This window comes from Mucilaginibacter pocheonensis (assembly GCF_031456535.1).
In the GTDB taxonomy this organism is placed as follows: Bacteria; Bacteroidota; Bacteroidia; order Sphingobacteriales; family Sphingobacteriaceae; genus Mucilaginibacter; species Mucilaginibacter pocheonensis.
Map to the genome: position 1 here is coordinate 352,009 of NZ_JAVDUU010000003.1, position 18,317 is coordinate 370,325.

General features: G+C 42.8%; 12 protein-coding genes. 4 read left to right on the forward strand and 8 right to left on the reverse strand.

The window, feature by feature from the left end; translation table 11 throughout:
• Positions 1-5 precede the first annotated feature (5 nt).
• The 8 genes from J2W55_RS14915 to J2W55_RS14950 all read right to left on the reverse strand — a co-directional run bounded on the left by J2W55_RS14915 (position 6) and on the right by J2W55_RS14950 (position 10,910).
• The gene (locus J2W55_RS14915; protein ID WP_310097045.1) at positions 6-887 is read right to left on the reverse strand and encodes an SDR family oxidoreductase; all 882 of its coding nucleotides are present in this window, start codon (positions 885-887) and stop codon (positions 6-8) included.
• Positions 888-889: 2 nt separating this feature from the next.
• The gene (locus J2W55_RS14920) at positions 890-1,672 is read right to left on the reverse strand and encodes an enoyl-CoA hydratase/isomerase family protein (protein WP_310097049.1); all 783 of its coding nucleotides are present in this window, start codon (positions 1,670-1,672) and stop codon (positions 890-892) included.
• Between the two features lie 93 nt (positions 1,673-1,765).
• Positions 1,766-3,580 carry an AMP-dependent synthetase/ligase gene (locus J2W55_RS14925; protein ID WP_310097052.1) on the reverse strand — a complete coding sequence of 605 codons (1,815 nt, stop codon included), beginning with the start codon at positions 3,578-3,580 and terminating at the stop codon, positions 1,766-1,768.
• 20 nt (positions 3,581-3,600) lie between these two features.
• Positions 3,601-4,776: an acetyl-CoA C-acyltransferase gene (locus J2W55_RS14930; RefSeq protein WP_310097053.1), complete on the reverse strand. Its 1,176-nt coding sequence runs from the start codon at positions 4,774-4,776 to the stop codon at positions 3,601-3,603.
• A 99-nt stretch (positions 4,777-4,875) separates the two neighbouring features.
• Positions 4,876-7,257 (reverse strand): 3-hydroxyacyl-CoA dehydrogenase/enoyl-CoA hydratase family protein, encoded by a 2,382-nt coding sequence (locus J2W55_RS14935; protein ID WP_310097056.1) that lies wholly within the window; start codon positions 7,255-7,257, stop codon positions 4,876-4,878.
• A gap of 90 nt (positions 7,258-7,347) precedes the next feature.
• A complete protein-coding gene (locus J2W55_RS14940) occupies positions 7,348-7,800 on the reverse strand; it encodes a DUF2147 domain-containing protein (RefSeq protein ID WP_310097059.1) in 453 nt (150 codons plus the stop codon).
• A gap of 415 nt (positions 7,801-8,215) precedes the next feature.
• Positions 8,216-9,565 (reverse strand): sensor histidine kinase, encoded by a 1,350-nt coding sequence (locus J2W55_RS14945; RefSeq protein ID WP_310097062.1) that lies wholly within the window; start codon positions 9,563-9,565, stop codon positions 8,216-8,218.
• On the reverse strand, positions 9,555-10,910 hold the full coding sequence (locus tag J2W55_RS14950; RefSeq protein ID WP_310097065.1) for a sigma-54-dependent transcriptional regulator: 1,356 nt from the start codon (positions 10,908-10,910) through the stop codon (positions 9,555-9,557). The genes J2W55_RS14945 and J2W55_RS14950 overlap by 11 nt, the downstream gene beginning before the upstream one ends.
• Before the next feature lie 351 nt (positions 10,911-11,261).
• Here J2W55_RS14950 and J2W55_RS14955 point away from each other — a divergent pair, with 351 nt between their 5' ends.
• The 4 genes from J2W55_RS14955 (at position 11,262) to J2W55_RS14970 (ending at position 18,315) form a co-directional block, all read left to right on the forward strand.
• Entirely contained in the window at positions 11,262-12,518 is a 1,257-nt protein-coding gene (locus J2W55_RS14955; RefSeq protein ID WP_310097068.1) for an efflux RND transporter periplasmic adaptor subunit, read from the forward strand.
• A 118-nt stretch (positions 12,519-12,636) separates the two neighbouring features.
• Positions 12,637-13,314, forward strand: a complete 678-nt coding sequence (locus J2W55_RS14960) for an ABC transporter ATP-binding protein (RefSeq protein ID WP_310097071.1) — start codon at positions 12,637-12,639, stop codon at positions 13,312-13,314.
• A 203-nt stretch (positions 13,315-13,517) separates the two neighbouring features.
• Positions 13,518-15,881 carry an ABC transporter permease gene (locus tag J2W55_RS14965; protein WP_310097074.1) on the forward strand — a complete coding sequence of 788 codons (2,364 nt, stop codon included), beginning with the start codon at positions 13,518-13,520 and terminating at the stop codon, positions 15,879-15,881.
• 61 nt (positions 15,882-15,942) lie between these two features.
• Positions 15,943-18,315 carry an ABC transporter permease gene (locus J2W55_RS14970; protein WP_310097076.1) on the forward strand — a complete coding sequence of 791 codons (2,373 nt, stop codon included), beginning with the start codon at positions 15,943-15,945 and terminating at the stop codon, positions 18,313-18,315.
• The last annotated feature ends 2 nt before the right edge of the window (positions 18,316-18,317 follow it).

An 18,317-nucleotide genomic window follows, 5' to 3' on the forward strand; every position in this document is an offset into this window, starting at 1 on the left:
AAAACTCATGCTTTGCGTATGCTTTGTTCAATGCTGTCCCACATTGCATCGGGCACCATCTCGAGTCCGCTGAACTGGCCAGCGCCCTGCAGCCACTCGCCGCCATCTATGGTGATCACTTCGCCATTAATATAGCCCGAAAAATCAGATACCAGAAACGCGGCGAGGTTCGCCAGTTCCTGATGTTCACCCACGCGTTTAAGCGGAACGCGGTTTTTAAAATCAAACTTTTGCGCCATATCTCCGGGCAGCAAACGTTCCCATGCACCTTTGGTGGGGAAGGGGCCGGGAGCTATGGCATTGGTTCTGATGCCGTGCCGGCCCCATTCAACCGCTAATGATCTGGTCATGGCCAAAACACCGCCTTTTGCACAGGCCGAAGGCACTACATAGGCCGACCCTGTAAAAGCATATGTAGTAATGATGTTGAGAATGGTACCTGATATTTTTTCGGCTATCCAATATTTACCCAATGCCAGCGAGCAATTGGCCGAACCTTTTAGCACAATATCAATAACGGCCGAAAATGCATTTGCCGAAAGTCGTTCTGTAGGCGAAATAAAATTGCCCGCGGCATTATTGAGCAAGCCGTCAACACGGCCAAAAAACGCGACCGATTGCTGCAACATTTTTTGAACATCATCATAATTGCGTACATCGCAGACTATAGCCAAAACATTGCCGCCGGTTTCTGTTTTCATTTCGGCGGCGGTTTTTTCCAGTATGTCAAGCTTTCGGCTGGTTATTACCAGGTTTGCGCCCAGTTTTAAAAAATAGGTACCCATGGCCTTGCCAAGCCCGGTACCGCCACCGGTTACAATAATTGTTTTTCCTTTAAGTGCATCATCCCGTAACATGCCTTCGGTTATTGCTGTGTTATTGCTCATGATCAGTTATTATTGGGTGCCGGGGTTTTAGATTTTAAATTTTGGATAAGCATTTGCAGGCCCTTACGGGTTTCAGGCGCCCACCATTGTTCCAGCATAAAGTTCAAAGTCACTGTTTGGTCGGTGTTTAACTTGTTAATTAGTTCTTTTCGCAGGTTTAGCTTGCTTTGGCTCCACGTAACCGTATTTAGCTGCATATAAGTGCTCATCTTGTTTTGGGCTGTTGTTATTAAACTTTCTGGTGCGCTTATCTCATCTATCAATCCTGCGTTAAAAGCCTCGTTGACCTTCAATAACTTACCCTCCATTAAATATTGATAAGCTTTATGCTGTCCCAGCCAAAAGGAATACAGGTTGAAAATACTATCGGGTACAATAATACCTACCGGTATCTCATTTAAACCAATAATAAACGCGCCGTCGGCCATTATACGATAGTCGGCGCAAAGAGCAATTACACATCCACCAGCCGGACTATGACCGCTTATAGCGGCTATTATAGGTTTCTTAAAGGCTACCAACACACGTTGCAGTAACAGGAAATCGGTCCATAAAGCACGGCTTTGTTCCTTGTCATATTCGTAAGCCTCGATCAGGTCAATACCCGATGAAAAAAAGCCAGGTTTGCCGGTTATAATTAAACCGCCCACATTGGTATCATGTTCCAGTGTTTGTATGCAGGTTATCAGCTCCTTAACCATTTGGTGGTTAATGGCATTTGACCGGCCCCGGTCAAGTGTTATGGTAGCCAGGCTTTCATTTATAGTCAGTTGAAATGTTGTCATATCATGAGGTTATAAATGCATTTCGTTGTTGGAAAAAACTAAAATGTCATGTTAACGAACAGAGATCGGGATTGAGCGCCCGCTAACTAAAAATCAGTGTACCAGGGAGGGGTTTTCATACTCTTCCCCTGCATACATCTTATCAATTTCGGCCTTGTACTTTTCAGTTATTACCTTACGTTTCATTTTGCCGGTAGGGGTAAGCTCTCCGCTGTCAATTGACCATTCGTCGGGTAATAAGGTGAGCTTTTTAACCTGCTCCACATGATTGAACTCGGGATTAAAGCCATTGACGATGGATTGATACAGCTCTATAACCCTGCTATCCCTGAGCAGTTCATTGTGAGATGTGAAAGGGATATCGTGTTTTGCACACCACGGTTTTAAATTGGTGTATGAAGGTACGATTAGCGCAGCTGTAAATTTTTTCTCGGCCCCAACAACCATCATTTGCTCAATAAAGTAGTTTTCCTTCATTTTATTTTCGATGGGCAGCGGAGCCACATACTTACCGCCCGAGGTTTTAAAGATCTCTTTTTTACGGTCTGTTATCTTCAAAAATCCATCCTCATCCAGTTCGCCTATATCGCCTGTACAAAACCAGCCGTCTTTTATTACCTCGGCCGTCATCTCCGGATTTTTATAATATCCCACGGTAACATTAGGCCCTTTGCACAGTATTTCGCCGTCATCGGCAATTTTAACCTGTATATCATCAATTAGCTTGCCTACAGTGCCGAATTTCCTTCCATTTTCAGGATAACGGTTAACGGCAATAACCGGTGAGGTTTCAGTAAGTCCGTAACCTTCCATCACTACCATGCCCGCGGCGGTAAATATTTTTTCGAGTTTAATTGGGCAGGCAGAGCTTCCTATAACAATAGCCTGCACATTACCGCCAATTGCTTCGCGCCATTTACGGTAAACCAGCTTATCGGCAATGGCCAGTTTAATTTTATACCAGGCGCTGGTGTTGTTAATCTCAAACTGCTCGGCAACTTTAATTGACCATAAAAAGATTTTTCTTTTTATACCGGTTAACTTTAGACCTGCTACCATTATTTTTTCAAACACCTTTTCGAGTAGTCTGGGTACAGCTGTGAAAATATAAGGTTGGGCTTCTTTCATATTGGCTCCAATAGTATCCATGCTTTCTGCATATGAGATGGAAAATCCATGAAAGAGATAGATATAAGTGCACATTTTTTCAAAAATGTGGTTCAGGGGCAAAAAGCTCAGTGCGCGTTTTTGATCAATTGGTATTTGGTTAAGCACCTTACCGGAGGCAATTACATTACTCACTATATTTTTATGGGTAAGCATAACCCCTTTAGGCCTGCCGGTAGTGCCCGATGTGTAAATGATAGTTGTTACATCATCCTCAGTGATGGTTTTGCTGATCGCCGTTAGCTTGTCGCGATAACCTTCCTCAAGCGGTTTAAGCAAAGCAGTCCAGTTAGGGCAGTTGTCTATCTGGTCAAAGGTATAAATGGCTTTTAACGATGGAATATTTGCACATACCGCGTTTACCTTGTCATACAGTTCCTTATTGCTAACAAACAGGTATTTCACCGCGACTTCGTTCAGTATCTGTTCTAACTCTTTAGGGTTACTGTTAGGATACAGGGGTACTAATATGGCGCCGGTTTGCTGTACTGCCAGGTCAGTTATTAGCCATTCAGGCCGTCCATTACTGATAAGACCTATCTTATCCCGGCTTTCCGTTGTGCCATCACCACCAGACACACCCAGGTTTAACAGGGCCATAGCCAATTGGTAAATCATGGAATGCGTTTCCTGCGTGCTGTATAATCGCCATGCACCATTTTCTTTGGCACTCAATAGATCTGTCTGGGGCTTTTTAGCCTGAATTTCCATACAATCAAACAATCTTTTAGCCTTTTCCATTTGTACAGCGGTTTAAATCGTTATAATAATTCAAAAATGCCTGCAGCGCCCTGGCCCGTGCCTACACACATCGTAACCATGCCATATTTTTTATCCCGGCGTTTCAGCTCGTTAAACAGCTGAACAGATAATTTAGCCCCGGTACATCCCAACGGATGACCAAGCGCTATGGCCCCGCCATTTACGTTGATGCGTTCAGGGTCAAGGTCAAGGCCCTTAATAACCGCTAACGATTGCGATGCAAAGGCCTCGTTTAATTCAATCAGGTCGATATCCTGCTGCTTCATATCAGCCATTTTTAACACCTTTGGAATAGCTACCAACGGCCCAATGCCCATTATACGCGGCGGCACGCCTGCAACTGCATAATTAACCAACCTTGCAATGGGTTTAAGGTTATTTGCTTTTAAAAAACGCTCGCTTACAACCATTACAAAAGCTGCCCCGTCACTTGTTTGCGATGAGTTGCCTGCGGTTACCACGCCCTTGGCGTTAAATACCGGTTTGAGCTTGGCGAGTGCATCGAGTGAGGTATCAGCGCGCGGGCCTTCATCAGTATCTACCTTAAACTCTCTTTGTTTTTTTTTGCCATTCTCATCTATGTATATTTCAGTAATATTTACAGGTACTATCTCATCTTTAAATTTACCTTCTTTTATAGCGTTTATGGCTTTTTGGTGCGAATGATAAGCAAACTGATCCTGCTCTTCGCGCCCCACATTGTATTCCTGGGCTACGGCTTCGGCAGTTAAGCCCATGCCCCAGTAGTAATCAGGGTGGGCGAGGGCTATGTCGGCATTTGGTACAATACGCCAGCCCCCCATAGGCAGCAGGCTCATACTTTCAACGCCGCCGGCAATAATACAATCGGCAATGCCGCTATGTACTTTTGCCGATGCTATGGCTATGGTTTCGAGGCCCGACGCGCAATACCTGTTCACCGTCATGCCTGGTACTTTATCAGTATCCAAAGCCATCAGTGAAATGAGCCTGCCTACATTCAAACCCTGCTCTGCTTCTGGAGTGGCGTTACCTACAATCACATCTTCTATCTGTTCCTTATCTACATTAGGTACTGATGCCAGGAGGTGTTTTATGACATCTGCCGCAAGCGTATCAGGCCGGGTAAACCTGAAGCCTCCCCGAGTAGCTTTTCCAACCGCACTGCGGCTGCCCGCAACTATATATGCATTCATATTTTTCCTTTTTAAGTAATATTTAGTATCAGGTATCGCGAATTATATAAAGTATTCGATGTGTTGATACTTGATTGTAACTACCTGATACTAATTGAATCAATTCCTTAACACTTTACCGCCTGTAATAATAGACTGGATACGCTCCAGCGTTTTGCGTTCGGCACATAGCGAAACGAAGGCTGCCCTCTCCAAATCCAGTAAATATTCCTCACTTACCAACGATGGTTGCGACAGATCGCCGCCAGCCAATACATACGCCAGCTTTTGCGATATTTTTACATCGTGTTCGCTAATATAATTGCCACTGTACATGGTATTGGCGCCCACATAGCCTAAGCCCAATGCCTGCTTGCCCAATACCCTGATGTCTGTACGCCGAACAGGTTGTACATAACCATCGTCGGCCAGTTGCAGGCAATGTTGTTTGGCCTCGGCCAGCAATCGGTTTTGTGATACCACCACCACATCACGGCCTTTTTTAAGATAACCATATTCAAAGGCTTCATAAGCCGAGGTTGAAACTTTTGCCTGTCCGATAGTTAAAAAACGGTCGCGGAAATTGTTTAGTTCAATATCGCCATCCTGCAACTCGTCAGACAAGCGAAGAGCAAACTCTTTGGTTCCACCACCACCCGGGATCAACCCCACACCAAACTCTACCAATCCCATATATAACTCTGCATGCGCCACCACCTTATCTGCGTGCAGGCACAACTCGCATCCGCCGCCAAGGGCCATTTGATGGGGAGCGGCTACCACAGGGATAGAAGAATACCGGATGCGCATCATAGCTGTTTGGAAGGCTTTGATCACCATATTCAGCTCATCAAATTCCTGCTCAACGGCCATCATGAATATCATACCCACATTGGCCCCTGCACTGAAATTAGCACCTTCATTTGAAATGACCAGTCCTTTATAACTTTTTTCGGCAAGGGTGATGGCTTTATTTATACCTTCTATTACATCGCCGCCAATGGTATTCATTTTAGTGTGGAACTCCAGGTTAATGATGCCATCGCCAATATCGGTTATAGTAGTTCCGGTGTTTTTCCAAATGGTGTTTGCCTCCCGGATATTGTTCAGCAAGATAAAATTTTCCGTACCCGGAATTATCTTGTAGGTTTTGGAAATGATATCATAGTATTGGCGCTTGCCATCCATTATTTTATAAAAGCTGTTAGCCCCTGAAGCAAACATTTCATATACCCATTGAGCTGGCTTATTGCCGGCGGTTTCCATTGCTTTTACTGTATCGGCTACACCTAAAGCATCCCATTTTTCAAAAGGACCTATTTCCCAGCCAAAACCGGCATTTACGGCAGCATCAATTTTATAAAGCTCGTCGGCAATTTCAGGGATGCGGTTGCTGGCATAAGCAAAAAGCTGGTAAAAAGTAGCACGGTAAAAGTCGCCGGCCTTATCTTTTGCTGCAAACAGGATCTTTAATCTTTCCTTTAAATCTTCTACTGTTTTTGTAGTATCTAACGATGCAAATTTTACTTTTTGCGATGGTTTATATTCCAGCGTTTTTAAATCAAGCGCCAGGAACTGACTGGCACCGTCAACCTTTTCCTTTTTATAAAAACCCTGTCCGGTTTTACTGCCCAGCCAGTTGTTTTTAAGCATGCTGTTCACAAATTCAGGGATTACAAACATCTCCTTCGCTTCATCGTTGGGAGCGTTTTTGCTTAGGCCGTTGGCCACATGTACCATGGTATCGAGGCCCACCACATCATTGGTGCGGAAGGTGGCCGATTTGGGGTGACCGATAACCGGGCCGGTCAGTTTATCAACTTCCTCCACTGTCATACCGGTTTTTTGAACATAATGCAGCACGCTCATAATGCTGAAAACACCAATGCGGTTACCAATAAATGCGGGAGTATCTTTTGCTAACACTGTAGTTTTGCCCAGAAACTTCTCGCCGTAATCCATCAGGAAACTAACTACCCCCGGTAAAGTGTCTTTTGTAGGAATGATCTCCAGCAGCTTTAAATACCTTGGTGGATTGAAAAAGTGGCTGCCGCAAAAATGCCGTTTAAAATCGTCACTTCGCCCTTCGCACATCAAATGAATAGGAATACCCGATGTATTGGAGGTGATAAGCGTACCCGGTTTTCTGTGTTTTTCAACCGTTTCAAATACCTGTTGTTTAATATCCAAACGTTCAACCACTACTTCGATTACCCAGTCGCAATCAGCAATTTTGGGCATGTCGTCCTCAAAGTTTCCGGTACTTATACGCCTGGCAAAGGACTTGAGATAGATGGGGGACGGATTTGATTTTAAGGCAAAATCAAGCGCGTCGTTCACTATTTTATTGCGTGCTTTTTTATCGCCGGCGGGCGCGTCTTTAGGTGCAATATCCAATAATAATACCTGCACCCCGATGTTTGCAAAATGACAGGCAATACGACTGCCCATTACACCCGAGCCCAGTACAGCTACTTTTTTTATAATTCGTTTAGCATCCATAGATTAAGTTTAGTTAGTGGTGAGTAGTGAATGGTGAGTTGGAAACGTTATATTCTGCTCACCATTTACCACTTACGGTCCACTTTTTATTTATTCTGCCCGTTCCCAGGTTGTTGTGCGGCCAAAAAGCGAAACGCCGATATAGCCGCGAATAGCTAAGGTTTTACCTTTATAAGTAATATTGCAGGAGTAGGTTTTACCATTTTTGGGATCGTAAATTTTACCATCGGTATATTTATCTGCCCCGTCGGGCACAAAACCCTCCAGTATATGTAAACCGATAACCGGCCTGCTGCGTAATTTTTCATCTTTATTTTCTTCGTCGGTTTTGGGTTTGCCATTTTTTAGTGGTTCCTTAAGCCAAATTATTTTACCATTGAACTTGCCGTCGGCGCCTTTACTTATCTGTATTTTAGCGCTTTTGATATCATTGTACCAAACACCCTCAATTTTATCAGTTTGTGCTTTAACTGCAATACTTAGGGATGCCATGGTTAGTATGATCAATACTAAACGGGTATAATATTTTTTTGGTGATAACATATTGGTGATATTATTAAATAATTAAAAGGCTCTTTAAAACAGATGCAGATACGCGGTAAATACCACCATCTTATTTCTGTGCTACAAAAAACAAACAGTAATTATCCCTCTGGGAAAAACTAATTTAATATTGGTTTATAATAAACAAATATCCTTTTTAACGAAGTTTAACAAAGGGCCAAATGGCGGAAACATTTGTCAATATTTCGGAAAGTTTCTATTCGTAGTATTATAAATTGGTTTATTAAAGATAATGGTTTTTCGCGGGCTTTTGATGCCTCATTACTTTCCTGATAATTCTTTTACCAGATCAAGATGACATTAGCAGTGAGCCAGGTATGGCGTGAAAGTTTCCGCGCACGCCCGTCGACGGAAACCAAGGCGACGGGTCGCGTTGAAATCAATTATATACACGCTAGGGTATAAACTGCAATATAAATGAGGATCCTTTGCCCTCTACAGATTGTACCTGTATATTTCCCTTATGCAGCAGCATGATCTGCTTGCATAAGCTTAGTCCAATGCCGCTGCCGGTTTTACGGGTACTAAAAAATGGAATAAATATTTTATCAAGCAGTTCGGGCGGCATACCCAGGCCGTTATCGGTTACCCGCACCAGCGTTTTACTATTGTTCTGTATGTCGGCCGACAAGGTAAGGCGTGGTTCTTCGCGGTCTTTTACAGCCTCAATGGCATTTACCAGCAGGTTTATCATTACCTGTTCTATCAGGTTTATATCAGCCTGAATGGCAAGTGTTGGGTCGCGCAGTATAATTTCAAGTTCAATGTTCTTTTTCTCAAGGGTAGGCCGCATCAGGCTATTCAGGTTCTCAAACAGATCGCGTACCAGTATCTTATTCAGGTCGAGCTTGGTGATCTTGTTCAGGCTGCGGTAGCTTTCCGTAAACTTAAGCAGGCCCTCACTGCGCCGTTTTATCGTGTCAATACCCAGTTCCAGGTCTTCCAGTTCGCCGCTTTGAACGCTGTTTGCAATTTCTGGGCTTTGCAGCCTGTTTTTCAGGGTATCGGCCAGTGATGAAATAGGAGCTACAGAATTCATGATCTCGTGCGTCATTACGTTGAGCAATTTTTGCCATGCCTTTGATTCTGTTTCATCAAGCGCCTCGCTCACATTCTGAAAAGCTATCAGCTTGTATAGTATATCCTCGCTGCGCATAATGCTGGCCGTTATTAAAATTTTAACCAGCTGCTGGTTGCGGCTAATGGTTATAATTTTGCTGTCGCCGGGTTTTAATTTTATCAGTTCAAGATACAGGCTGGGTTCACGCTTTTCAAGCGAGTGAACTGTTTTAAGGTAAGGTATACTGATCAGGTTTTTAAAAGCCTCGTTGATCCAGCTGATGTTGCCGGTTTCCTCTTCGTATGATAAAATTCCGGTGTCAACCAGTTCCAGTATCTTTTGCAGGTAATGGTATTGTGTTTCCCGCTCCCGGCTGATGAGCTTAAAAGTGGTGTTAATATCATTAAAGCCCTTGCGCAGGGGCTTAAGTTCGTTTGGTGCGCGGCGTACATCAAAATGCCTTGAAAAATCACGATAATGTATTGATTCAACAAACTGGTTTACCTCATCCTGTGCTTTTTTCTGAAAACGGATCATTTCTATAACCGCATAAGTTACCAGCGGTACAAATATAACCAGGTACAGGTACAGGCCTTTCACTGTAACAAAAGCTGCAGCAATAAGGGCTAAAAACATCAGAAATACACGCAGCAACAGCCGCCATTCGTATCGGTTAAATATCATATTTGCTTAATCTGCGGTATAAAGCCGTACGGGTTAAACCCAGCTCCTTGGCGGCACGGGTTATATTGCCGTTATGTTTTTCAATTACTCTTAGTATAGCATTTTTTTCCAACGTACTTAGCTGAATGTTGTCGTCACTTACCGGACTGTCAGTAGCCGTTTCAAGGATTGAAAATATAAGGTCATCCGGTTTCAGTACATGATCGTCGGCCATGATCACGGCTCTTTCAATAGTATATTGCAATTCGCGCACATTGCCCGGATAGTTGTATGACCTCAATTTTTGCAAAGCGGCCGCATCAAAGTCCATGGCGGGCTTAAGGTATTTGCCCGCATACAATTTGGCGAAGTGCCTGGCAAGTATCACAATATCTTCACTGCGCCTGCGCAATGGCGGCATATTGATCTCAACCGTGTTAATACGATAAATTAAGTCTTTACGAAACCGGTTCTCGTTAGCCAGCTCATGCATGGGCACATTGGTTGCACAAATAAGCCTGATATCAATATCAACCGCTTTATTGGTACCCAGGCGGGTTACCTGCCTGTTTTGCAGCACGGTGAGCAATTTGGCTTGTTGCTGCAGGGTAATGTTACCAATTTCATCTAAAAACAGGGTGCCTCCCTGGGCGTCTTCAAACCGGCCGGTGCGATCTTCGCGCGCATCGGTAAAAGCTCCCTTTTTATGGCCAAACAGTTCGCTTTCAAACAGGGTATCTGTAAGGGCGCCCACATCAACCTTAATAAAAGGCTTGTCGGCCCGTAACGAGCGTTCATGTATAGCTTTGGCCATAAGGTCCTTACCTGTACCGTTTTCGCCCAGGAGCAAAATGTTGGCATCGGTAGGGGCAATTTTATTCACCTTATAAAAAATATCCTGCATTACTTCTGATTCGCCCAGTATGGATGTATCGCCGGCAGTGCTTTTTACCGTGGTTTTGGTGGTTTTTACGCCCTCTTTTTTGTCTAAAAGCTCTTTTATGGTACCAATCAGCTTTTCGTTATGCCATGGTTTTACTATAAAATCGTTAGCGCCTTCCTTTAGTGAGCGCACAGCCAGGTCGATATCGCCATAAGCGGTTATCATGATTACGGCGACATTTGGCTTCCAGTCTTTTACCTTGCGTAACCAGTACAAACCCTCATTGCCGGTATTTATGGCACTGTTAAAGTTCATATCAAGCAAAACAAGATCAACCTCGTTGCGCTGCAGCAACCAATTCAAATTTTCCGGATTTTTTTCGGTGATCACTTCCTGTGCCTCTGTTTTCAATAAAAGCTTTACCGCGGTTAGCACATCCGGGTCGTCATCAACAATTAATATGGTTGCTTTTTTTAGTATCATTTTTTTATATGGTTCATTGGTTTAATTTCAATAGTTCGTTGGTGTTTCGGCCTGGTTTATTTGTACAGCCTGACAAATATAACAGACTATAGCTACTAATAAACTAATGACCCGGTAAACCAATGAACTAAAATGCTTAAATTTCATACCAGTTATAATAATACAAGTATTAAACTGAAAATCAATAATGAACATTTAGGGTTACCTTATGCCACTGTATCATAACCGGACACATGCTGTAACAGAAGCGAACGCTTCAATTGGTTATTTAGTGCTTAAATAACTGTTATACAGTATTTTAATTTGTGGCATATCTTTTTGTAACAACTATTCAAAATATAATAAACTACAGTGGACAGAAAAATTGAAAAAAAGATCTGGAATAGTAAACGGATATTAACAATTGCGGGAATAACAGGCATTATTTTATTAGTTGGCGGCAGTATTTATTTTACATCGGGCAAAAGCAAGCTTGATGTTGATACCGAACGCATAACCATAAGCACTATTACAAAAGGCCCTTTCCAGGAATTTATACCTGTAAACGGCGTGGTAATGCCACTTACAACTATTTATCTTGATGCTACGGAAGGCGGTGTTGTTGAAGAGAAATATGTAGAAGACGGTGCCACCCTGAAAAAGGGCGACCCGATTTTAAAGCTATCAAATACCGATCTGGAACTAAGCCTGGCTAATCAGGAAACCGCGGTGTACGCCGAGCAAACCCAGATGCAGATATCACATAACAACGCTCAGCAGAACACCATCACCAAGCTTAACACCATGGCCGATGTTGAAAATACCTATAAAGAAGCCGAAAGGGTTTACAAACTGGATAAACATCTTTACGATCAGAAAGCGATAGGTTTACAGGAATATCAGTCTGCAAAAAATATGTATGATTACCAGGTTAACCGCTACAGGTTGGCCAAACAAATATTGTCGCAGGATACAGCTCTGGTTAAACAACAGGCATCTCAGTCAAAAGAGCAATACGCGCACATGAAAACTACATTGGAACTGATGCGCCAGAAAGTTGCCAGCCTTATTTTAAGAGCTCCTGTTGATGGTCAGTTAACTTCAATGGACGCCGAGGTTGGCCAAAACAAAAAACAGGGAGAGCATTTGGGCCAGATCGACGTACAATCAGGCTTTAAAGTACGGGTTGATATTGATGAACACTATTTATCGCGAATATATACCGGGCTAAAGGGTGATTTTTCCTTTGCCGATAAAACCTATAATTTGGTTATCAAAAAGGTATACACGCAGGTAAAAACAACCGGCAGTTTCCAGGTTGATATGCAGTTTGTGGGCGCTGTGCCCAAAGGCATCAGGAAAGGGCAGACCTTACAGGTAAGGCTGGCATTGAGCGAGGAGAGGCAAGCTATATTGGTACCTAAGGGCGGCTTCTATCAGCAAACCGGCGGTAACTGGATATTTAAAGTGAGCGAGGATGGCAAACGTGCCTATAAAGTTAATATACAGCTTGGAATGACAAGTCCTGATTATTATGTAGTAACCGAAGGTTTAAACCCTGGCGATAAGGTAATTACCTCGAGCTATGAAAATTATGGGGATATACAGGAGCTGATATTAAATAAATAAACAGCAACGGTATTGCAACAAAAAGCATTTATAAAACATCATATAATTATATAAACCAAGTTAAAAAAATAAAAATCATGTTTGCCGTCATATGGCGGAAACGATTTAGGAGGCACCAATGATAAAAATTACTAATCTCGAAAAATTCTACCGTACAGAAGAGGTAGAGACCATTGCTTTAAACAAGCTATCGATTGAAATTGCTACCGGCGAGTTTGTGGCCATTATGGGTCCGTCTGGCTGTGGAAAATCAACGTTACTTAATATTTTAGGTATGCTTGATGATCCGGATGCAGGGAGCTATATTTTTAATGACATTGAGGTTGCCCATTTTACCGAGCGTAAACGTGCCGACCTGCGTAAGCACAACATAGGGTTTGTATTTCAAAGCTTTAACCTTATTGATGAGTTAACAGTATTTGAAAACGTGGAGTTGCCGCTGATATACACCGGTGTGCCATCGGCAGAGCGGGTAAAAAGAGTTGAAGAGGTATTGGACAAAATGCAGATCATGCACCGCCGCAACCACTATCCACAACAGTTATCAGGTGGTCAGCAGCAGCGTGTGGCTATTGCCAGGGCCGTAGTTAACAAACCGAAATTGATACTGGCGGATGAGCCCACAGGTAATCTTGACAGCAGCAACGGTAACGACGTAATGGAGCTGCTTACAGACCTGAACGAACAGGGAACTACCATTATCATGGTTACCCACTCAGAACATGATGCCCGCTACAGCCACCGCATTATACGCTTGCTTGACGGTCAAAGTGTTATGGAAAACATTATGGTTTAAAAAGGACGTCCCTCCCTTAAAAAGACAGTTTATATAAGTTAATAAGTGCCTTGCTTTCCTCTCCCTTAATGGGAGGGGCAAGCTTGAGTTTTTTCGTTTTTAAGCTGTTGAAAAAACGAAAATCGCCTGAAAAACAATTAGTAACGAACGGCGGGTGGGTAAATAAGTTAGAGTTTAGGCGCTTAACATTTAATATTTTCATTATGTTAAAAAGTTATGTGATCATCGCTTTCAGAAATATCCGCCGTAATTTCAGTTACGCTTTTCTGAATGTTTTAGGGCTTACCCTGGGTATCGCAGCCTGCCTTATCCTTTTCCTGATAGTGAGGAACGAGCTTGGTTATGACGCATATAACAGTAAAGCAAACCGGACCTACCGCGTAACCCTGCATGCCCTTGATTACAACTCAAACGTATCATTGGCTGTTATACCCGCAATGCGTACGGATTTTCCTGAACTGGAAGCCTCCACTCAGGTTTTTTATCTGCACGATGCCATGCTTAAAATAGGCGACAGCAGGTACAACGAAAAGAATTACGCCTTTGCTGATGAACAAAATACTAAAGTTTTTGACTATACCTGGCTTGCCGGCGATGCCAAAACAGCCCTGCAACAATCCAACAGCATAGTACTTACCGAAACTTTAGCCAAAAAATATTTTGGTAAAAGTAATGCAATGGGCCAGCTAATTAAACTTAACAACGACTTAAACCTTAAGGTTACCGGTGTAATAAAAGATTTGCCCGGTAATACCAGCATGCCGCTAAACTTTTTGGTCTCGCTGCAAACCATTAGCAAACGGTTGGAAGGCGCTATGCACTTTTGGGCAATTCCTGGTGGGAGTTATGCTTATATTGTTATTCCGCCTCATTACTCAATTCACCAGCTTGAAAAAAAGATGCCCGGTTTCATCAAAAAAAACTGGGGAAACGATATTGCTAAAAACGCGGTTTTGCCGCTGCAACCCTTAAAAGATATCCATTTTGATCAGCGGTACATCAATAGTATTGTAACTCCAACATCAAAAGATACTTATTATGCCTTAATAGGAGTGGCTTTACTTATCATCATCACTGCTTGTATCAATTTTATAAACCTTGCCACTGCACAGGCCATCAGGCGTTCAAAAGAAGTTGGCGTGCGTAAGGTACTGGGAGCTACCCGTTCACAGCTGATCAGGCAGTTTATGGGCGAAACCACCGTAATGGTTATTATATCAGTAATATTAGGAGTGGCCTTATGCGCAGTGTTCCTTGCTCAGGCAGGCAAATTACTATCAATTAATATCAGTGCCGGGCAATTGTATCAACCAGAGGTAATTGGATGGATAACCGCAATAACGCTATTGGTAATTTTACTGGCCGGCTTATATCCTTCTTTTATCCAATCGGCTTTCCAGCCTGTTGATTCCCTTAAAAATAAAGCAAGTGTTTCATACCGTGGATTAACCTTGAGGAAAAGTCTGGTTATAGCCCAGTTTGCCATATCGCAGATATTAATTGTTGGAACCCTGATCGTGGCCCACCAGATGGATTTTTTTGAAAACCAGGATCTTGGATTCAATAAAGAAGCAGTTGTTTCGGTAGCATTACCTGACCAGGCCAAACGCGAGGTTTTTAAACAGCAGATGCAGAGTTACCCCGGCATAAAGGAGATCAGTTTTTCGTCAGGTGCGCCAAGTTACAATAACTCCTTTACCAGTTTTTCTTCGGCCGAACTGGGACTTACCAAAGATGATGTGACGGAGGTAAAGTATATTGATGAAAAATATACAGACATGTTTCAGCTTAAAATGCTGGCCGGCCAAAAAATATGGAAAAAGAATGTTAATGATACCCTGCACAAAATCGTTATAAACGAAACCATGATGCAAAAGTTGGGTTTTCAGAACCCTCAAAAGGTGATTGATAAAAAAGTTACCTTAAATGGCGACCAGCTATCAACCATTGTAGGCGTGGTGCAGGATTTTCAAAGCGAGTCGAAACACAAAAAACGCAGGGCCTGTGTTTTGGAATATCGCCCTGACGAGCTTTTTATGGCCAGTATCCGTATCCAGCCCGCAGCTATGAACAAAACTATTGGTTACATAGGTAAACAATGGTCAAAACTGTTCCCTGATGATCTTTTTAAGTACGAATTTATTGATGAGCATATTGCAGCAATGTACAAGCAGGAGCAAAAAGTGTACACCGCTTTTCAATTTTTCTCTTATATAGCTATTTTAATAGGCTGCCTGGGGTTATATGGTCTGATAGCTTTTGCGGCCTCGCAACGCACTAAAGAGGTAGGTATCCGTAAGGTATTAGGCGCATCATTGTACAGCATAGTTAACTTGTTTACCCGCGAATTTATTTTTTTAATTGGGATAGCCTTCCTGGTAGCTGCTCCGCTTGGCTATTATATAATGCACAGTTGGCTGCAAAATTTTGCGTACCACATCAATATTGGGCCGGGAATATTTATCATAGCTATAAGTGCTTCATTTATAATTGCGGCTATTACCATAGCCTACCAGGCTATTAGGGCCGCTATGGAAAATCCGGTAAAAAGTTTACGAAATGAGTAACTCATATAAATATTAACAAAAACACTCGGTACCAAAAAAGAGGGCATAAAAAGGAGGCTTTATGATCAGGAACAGTATAAAACTTATGTGGCGCAGCTTGTTAAAAAACCGGGCTTACAGTTTTTTGAACATATTTGGGCTGGCAATTGGCATAGCCTGCGCCGCCCTGATATTTTTATGGGTTGAGGACGAAATAAATTTTGATTCGGTACACGTAAAAAAAGACAGGCTGTATCTGGTTGAAGAGAACCAGAAATATGACACTTATGTTTTTACAGAATCGTCGACACCTGGTTTAATGGCGCAGGCTATGAAAACCGAGTTGCCCGGCGTGGCAAATACCTGTCGTGCAACGGAGGGCGCAACGTCACTGTTATTTGCCGTGGGTAACAGATCTGTTTTTGCTTCGGGCAAATATGCCGACCCGGCTATTTTTAATATGTTTACTTTGCCATTTGTACAGGGCAACGCGGCGACCGCGTTTTTACAATTGCATTCATTGGTTATCACTCAAAAAACAGCAAAGAAGTTTTTTGGGAATGATCCAAATATCATAGGTAAAAGCATCCGCGTTGATAACAAACATGATTATGTGGTATCGGGAGTTGTAAAAGATATACCGGCAAATTCAAGCTTACAGTTTGAATGGCTTATGCCTTACCAGATCTATTTTGATCAAAATCCTTGGTTAAAAAGCTGGGGAAACCAATCAACAAACACCTATGTTGAGTTAAAACCAGGTGTTGACCCTGAAACAGTAAATAAGCAATTATACAATTATATTCAAAAACGTGAGCCTACCGCGCTGGGGCATGCCTTTTTATTTGGTATGAACGACTGGCACCTGTATGATGATTTTAAAGATGGCAAAAAAACCGGCGGGGGACAAATTGAATATGTACACTTGTTTACCACCATAGCCTGGATCATCCTTTTTATTGCCTGCATTAATTTTATGAACCTGGCCACAGCCCGCAGTGAAAAACGCGCACGCGAGGTGGGCGTACGTAAGGTAATGGGAGCGGGTAAAAAATTGCTGGTTGCACAGTTTATAGGAGAGGCTTTATTTATTGCCTTTGTTGCTGCCGCTATCGCCATGGTTTTGGTTGCACTTGTTTTGCCTGCATTTAATACACTGGTTCAAAAACAGTTAGCAATTGATTTGGGTAATCCTCTGCATATCATGGTACTGTTGCTCATCACCATGGTTTGCGGCCTGGTGGCCGGCAGTTATCCGGCATTATACCTTTCATCATTTAATCCGGTAGCTGTGCTTAAAGGGGTAAGGTTAAAAAGCAACGGCGCTACCTTTATCCGTAAGGGTTTAGTTGTACTTCAATTTACAGTTTCCATCATACTCATTATTTGTACCGTTATTGTTTACCAGCAAATTCAGCATGTAAAAAGCAGGCAGCTTGGGTTTAACAAGAACAATCTTATTGAAATGGATATGCAGGGTAATATGGCTCATAATTTTAGCCTTATAAAACAGGACCTGTTAAACACCGGCGATATAAGCAATGTTGCGCTTGCCGATCATGCCATTATTTACGGCGGCAATAATACATCGGATATGACCTGGGATGGTAAACCGGCTAATTCAAAAGTATTGGTATCACAAAGATATGTTACACCTGAATTTATGGAAACTTCGGGTTTGAAGGTGCTTGAAGGACGCAATCTTATGACTACAGACACAGGCAGGCCAATTCGTTTACTGGTAACCAAAGCATTGGAAAAGCTAATGGGCAAGGGCAGTGCCGTAGGAAAAACGCTTCGCGGTGAAACGGATACTACCCGGGCGACTATAGTAGGTGTTGTAAATGATTATGTATACGGTAATATGTACGGCAAGCCTGATCCGGTAATGTTTATATGCGCATCTCCCAATCAAACATCGGTGATGTATGTGCGCATGAAACCTAATAGCAATATTGAAAAGGTATTAACCAGTATGCAAAAGATTATGAAGAAAGATAATCCGGCTTATCCGTTTGACTATCGCTTTGTTGACGACCAGTTTAGCCAGATGTTTTTATCCGAAGTTCTGGTGAGTAAACTGGCAAGGATATTTGCCTCTCTTGCCATTATTATTTCATGTCTCGGTTTGTTTGGACTGGCTTCATATACTGCAGAGCGCCGTACCAAAGAAATTGGCATCCGCAAGGTGCTTGGCGCCAGTGTAACGGGACTGGCAGGTTTGCTTTCGGGCGACTTTTTAAAGCTGGTTGTGCTTTCATGCGTAACAGCGTTTCCGATGGCCTATTGGGTTATGCAAAACTGGTTAAAAAATTACCAGTACCGCATTGGTATAAATTGGTGGGTATTCGCGGCGGCCGGTATGGTTGCCGTAATAATTGCGTTGGTTACGGTCAGCTTTCAGTCGGTTAAAGCGGCCCTGGCTAATCCGGTAAAGAGTTTAAGAAGCGAATAGCG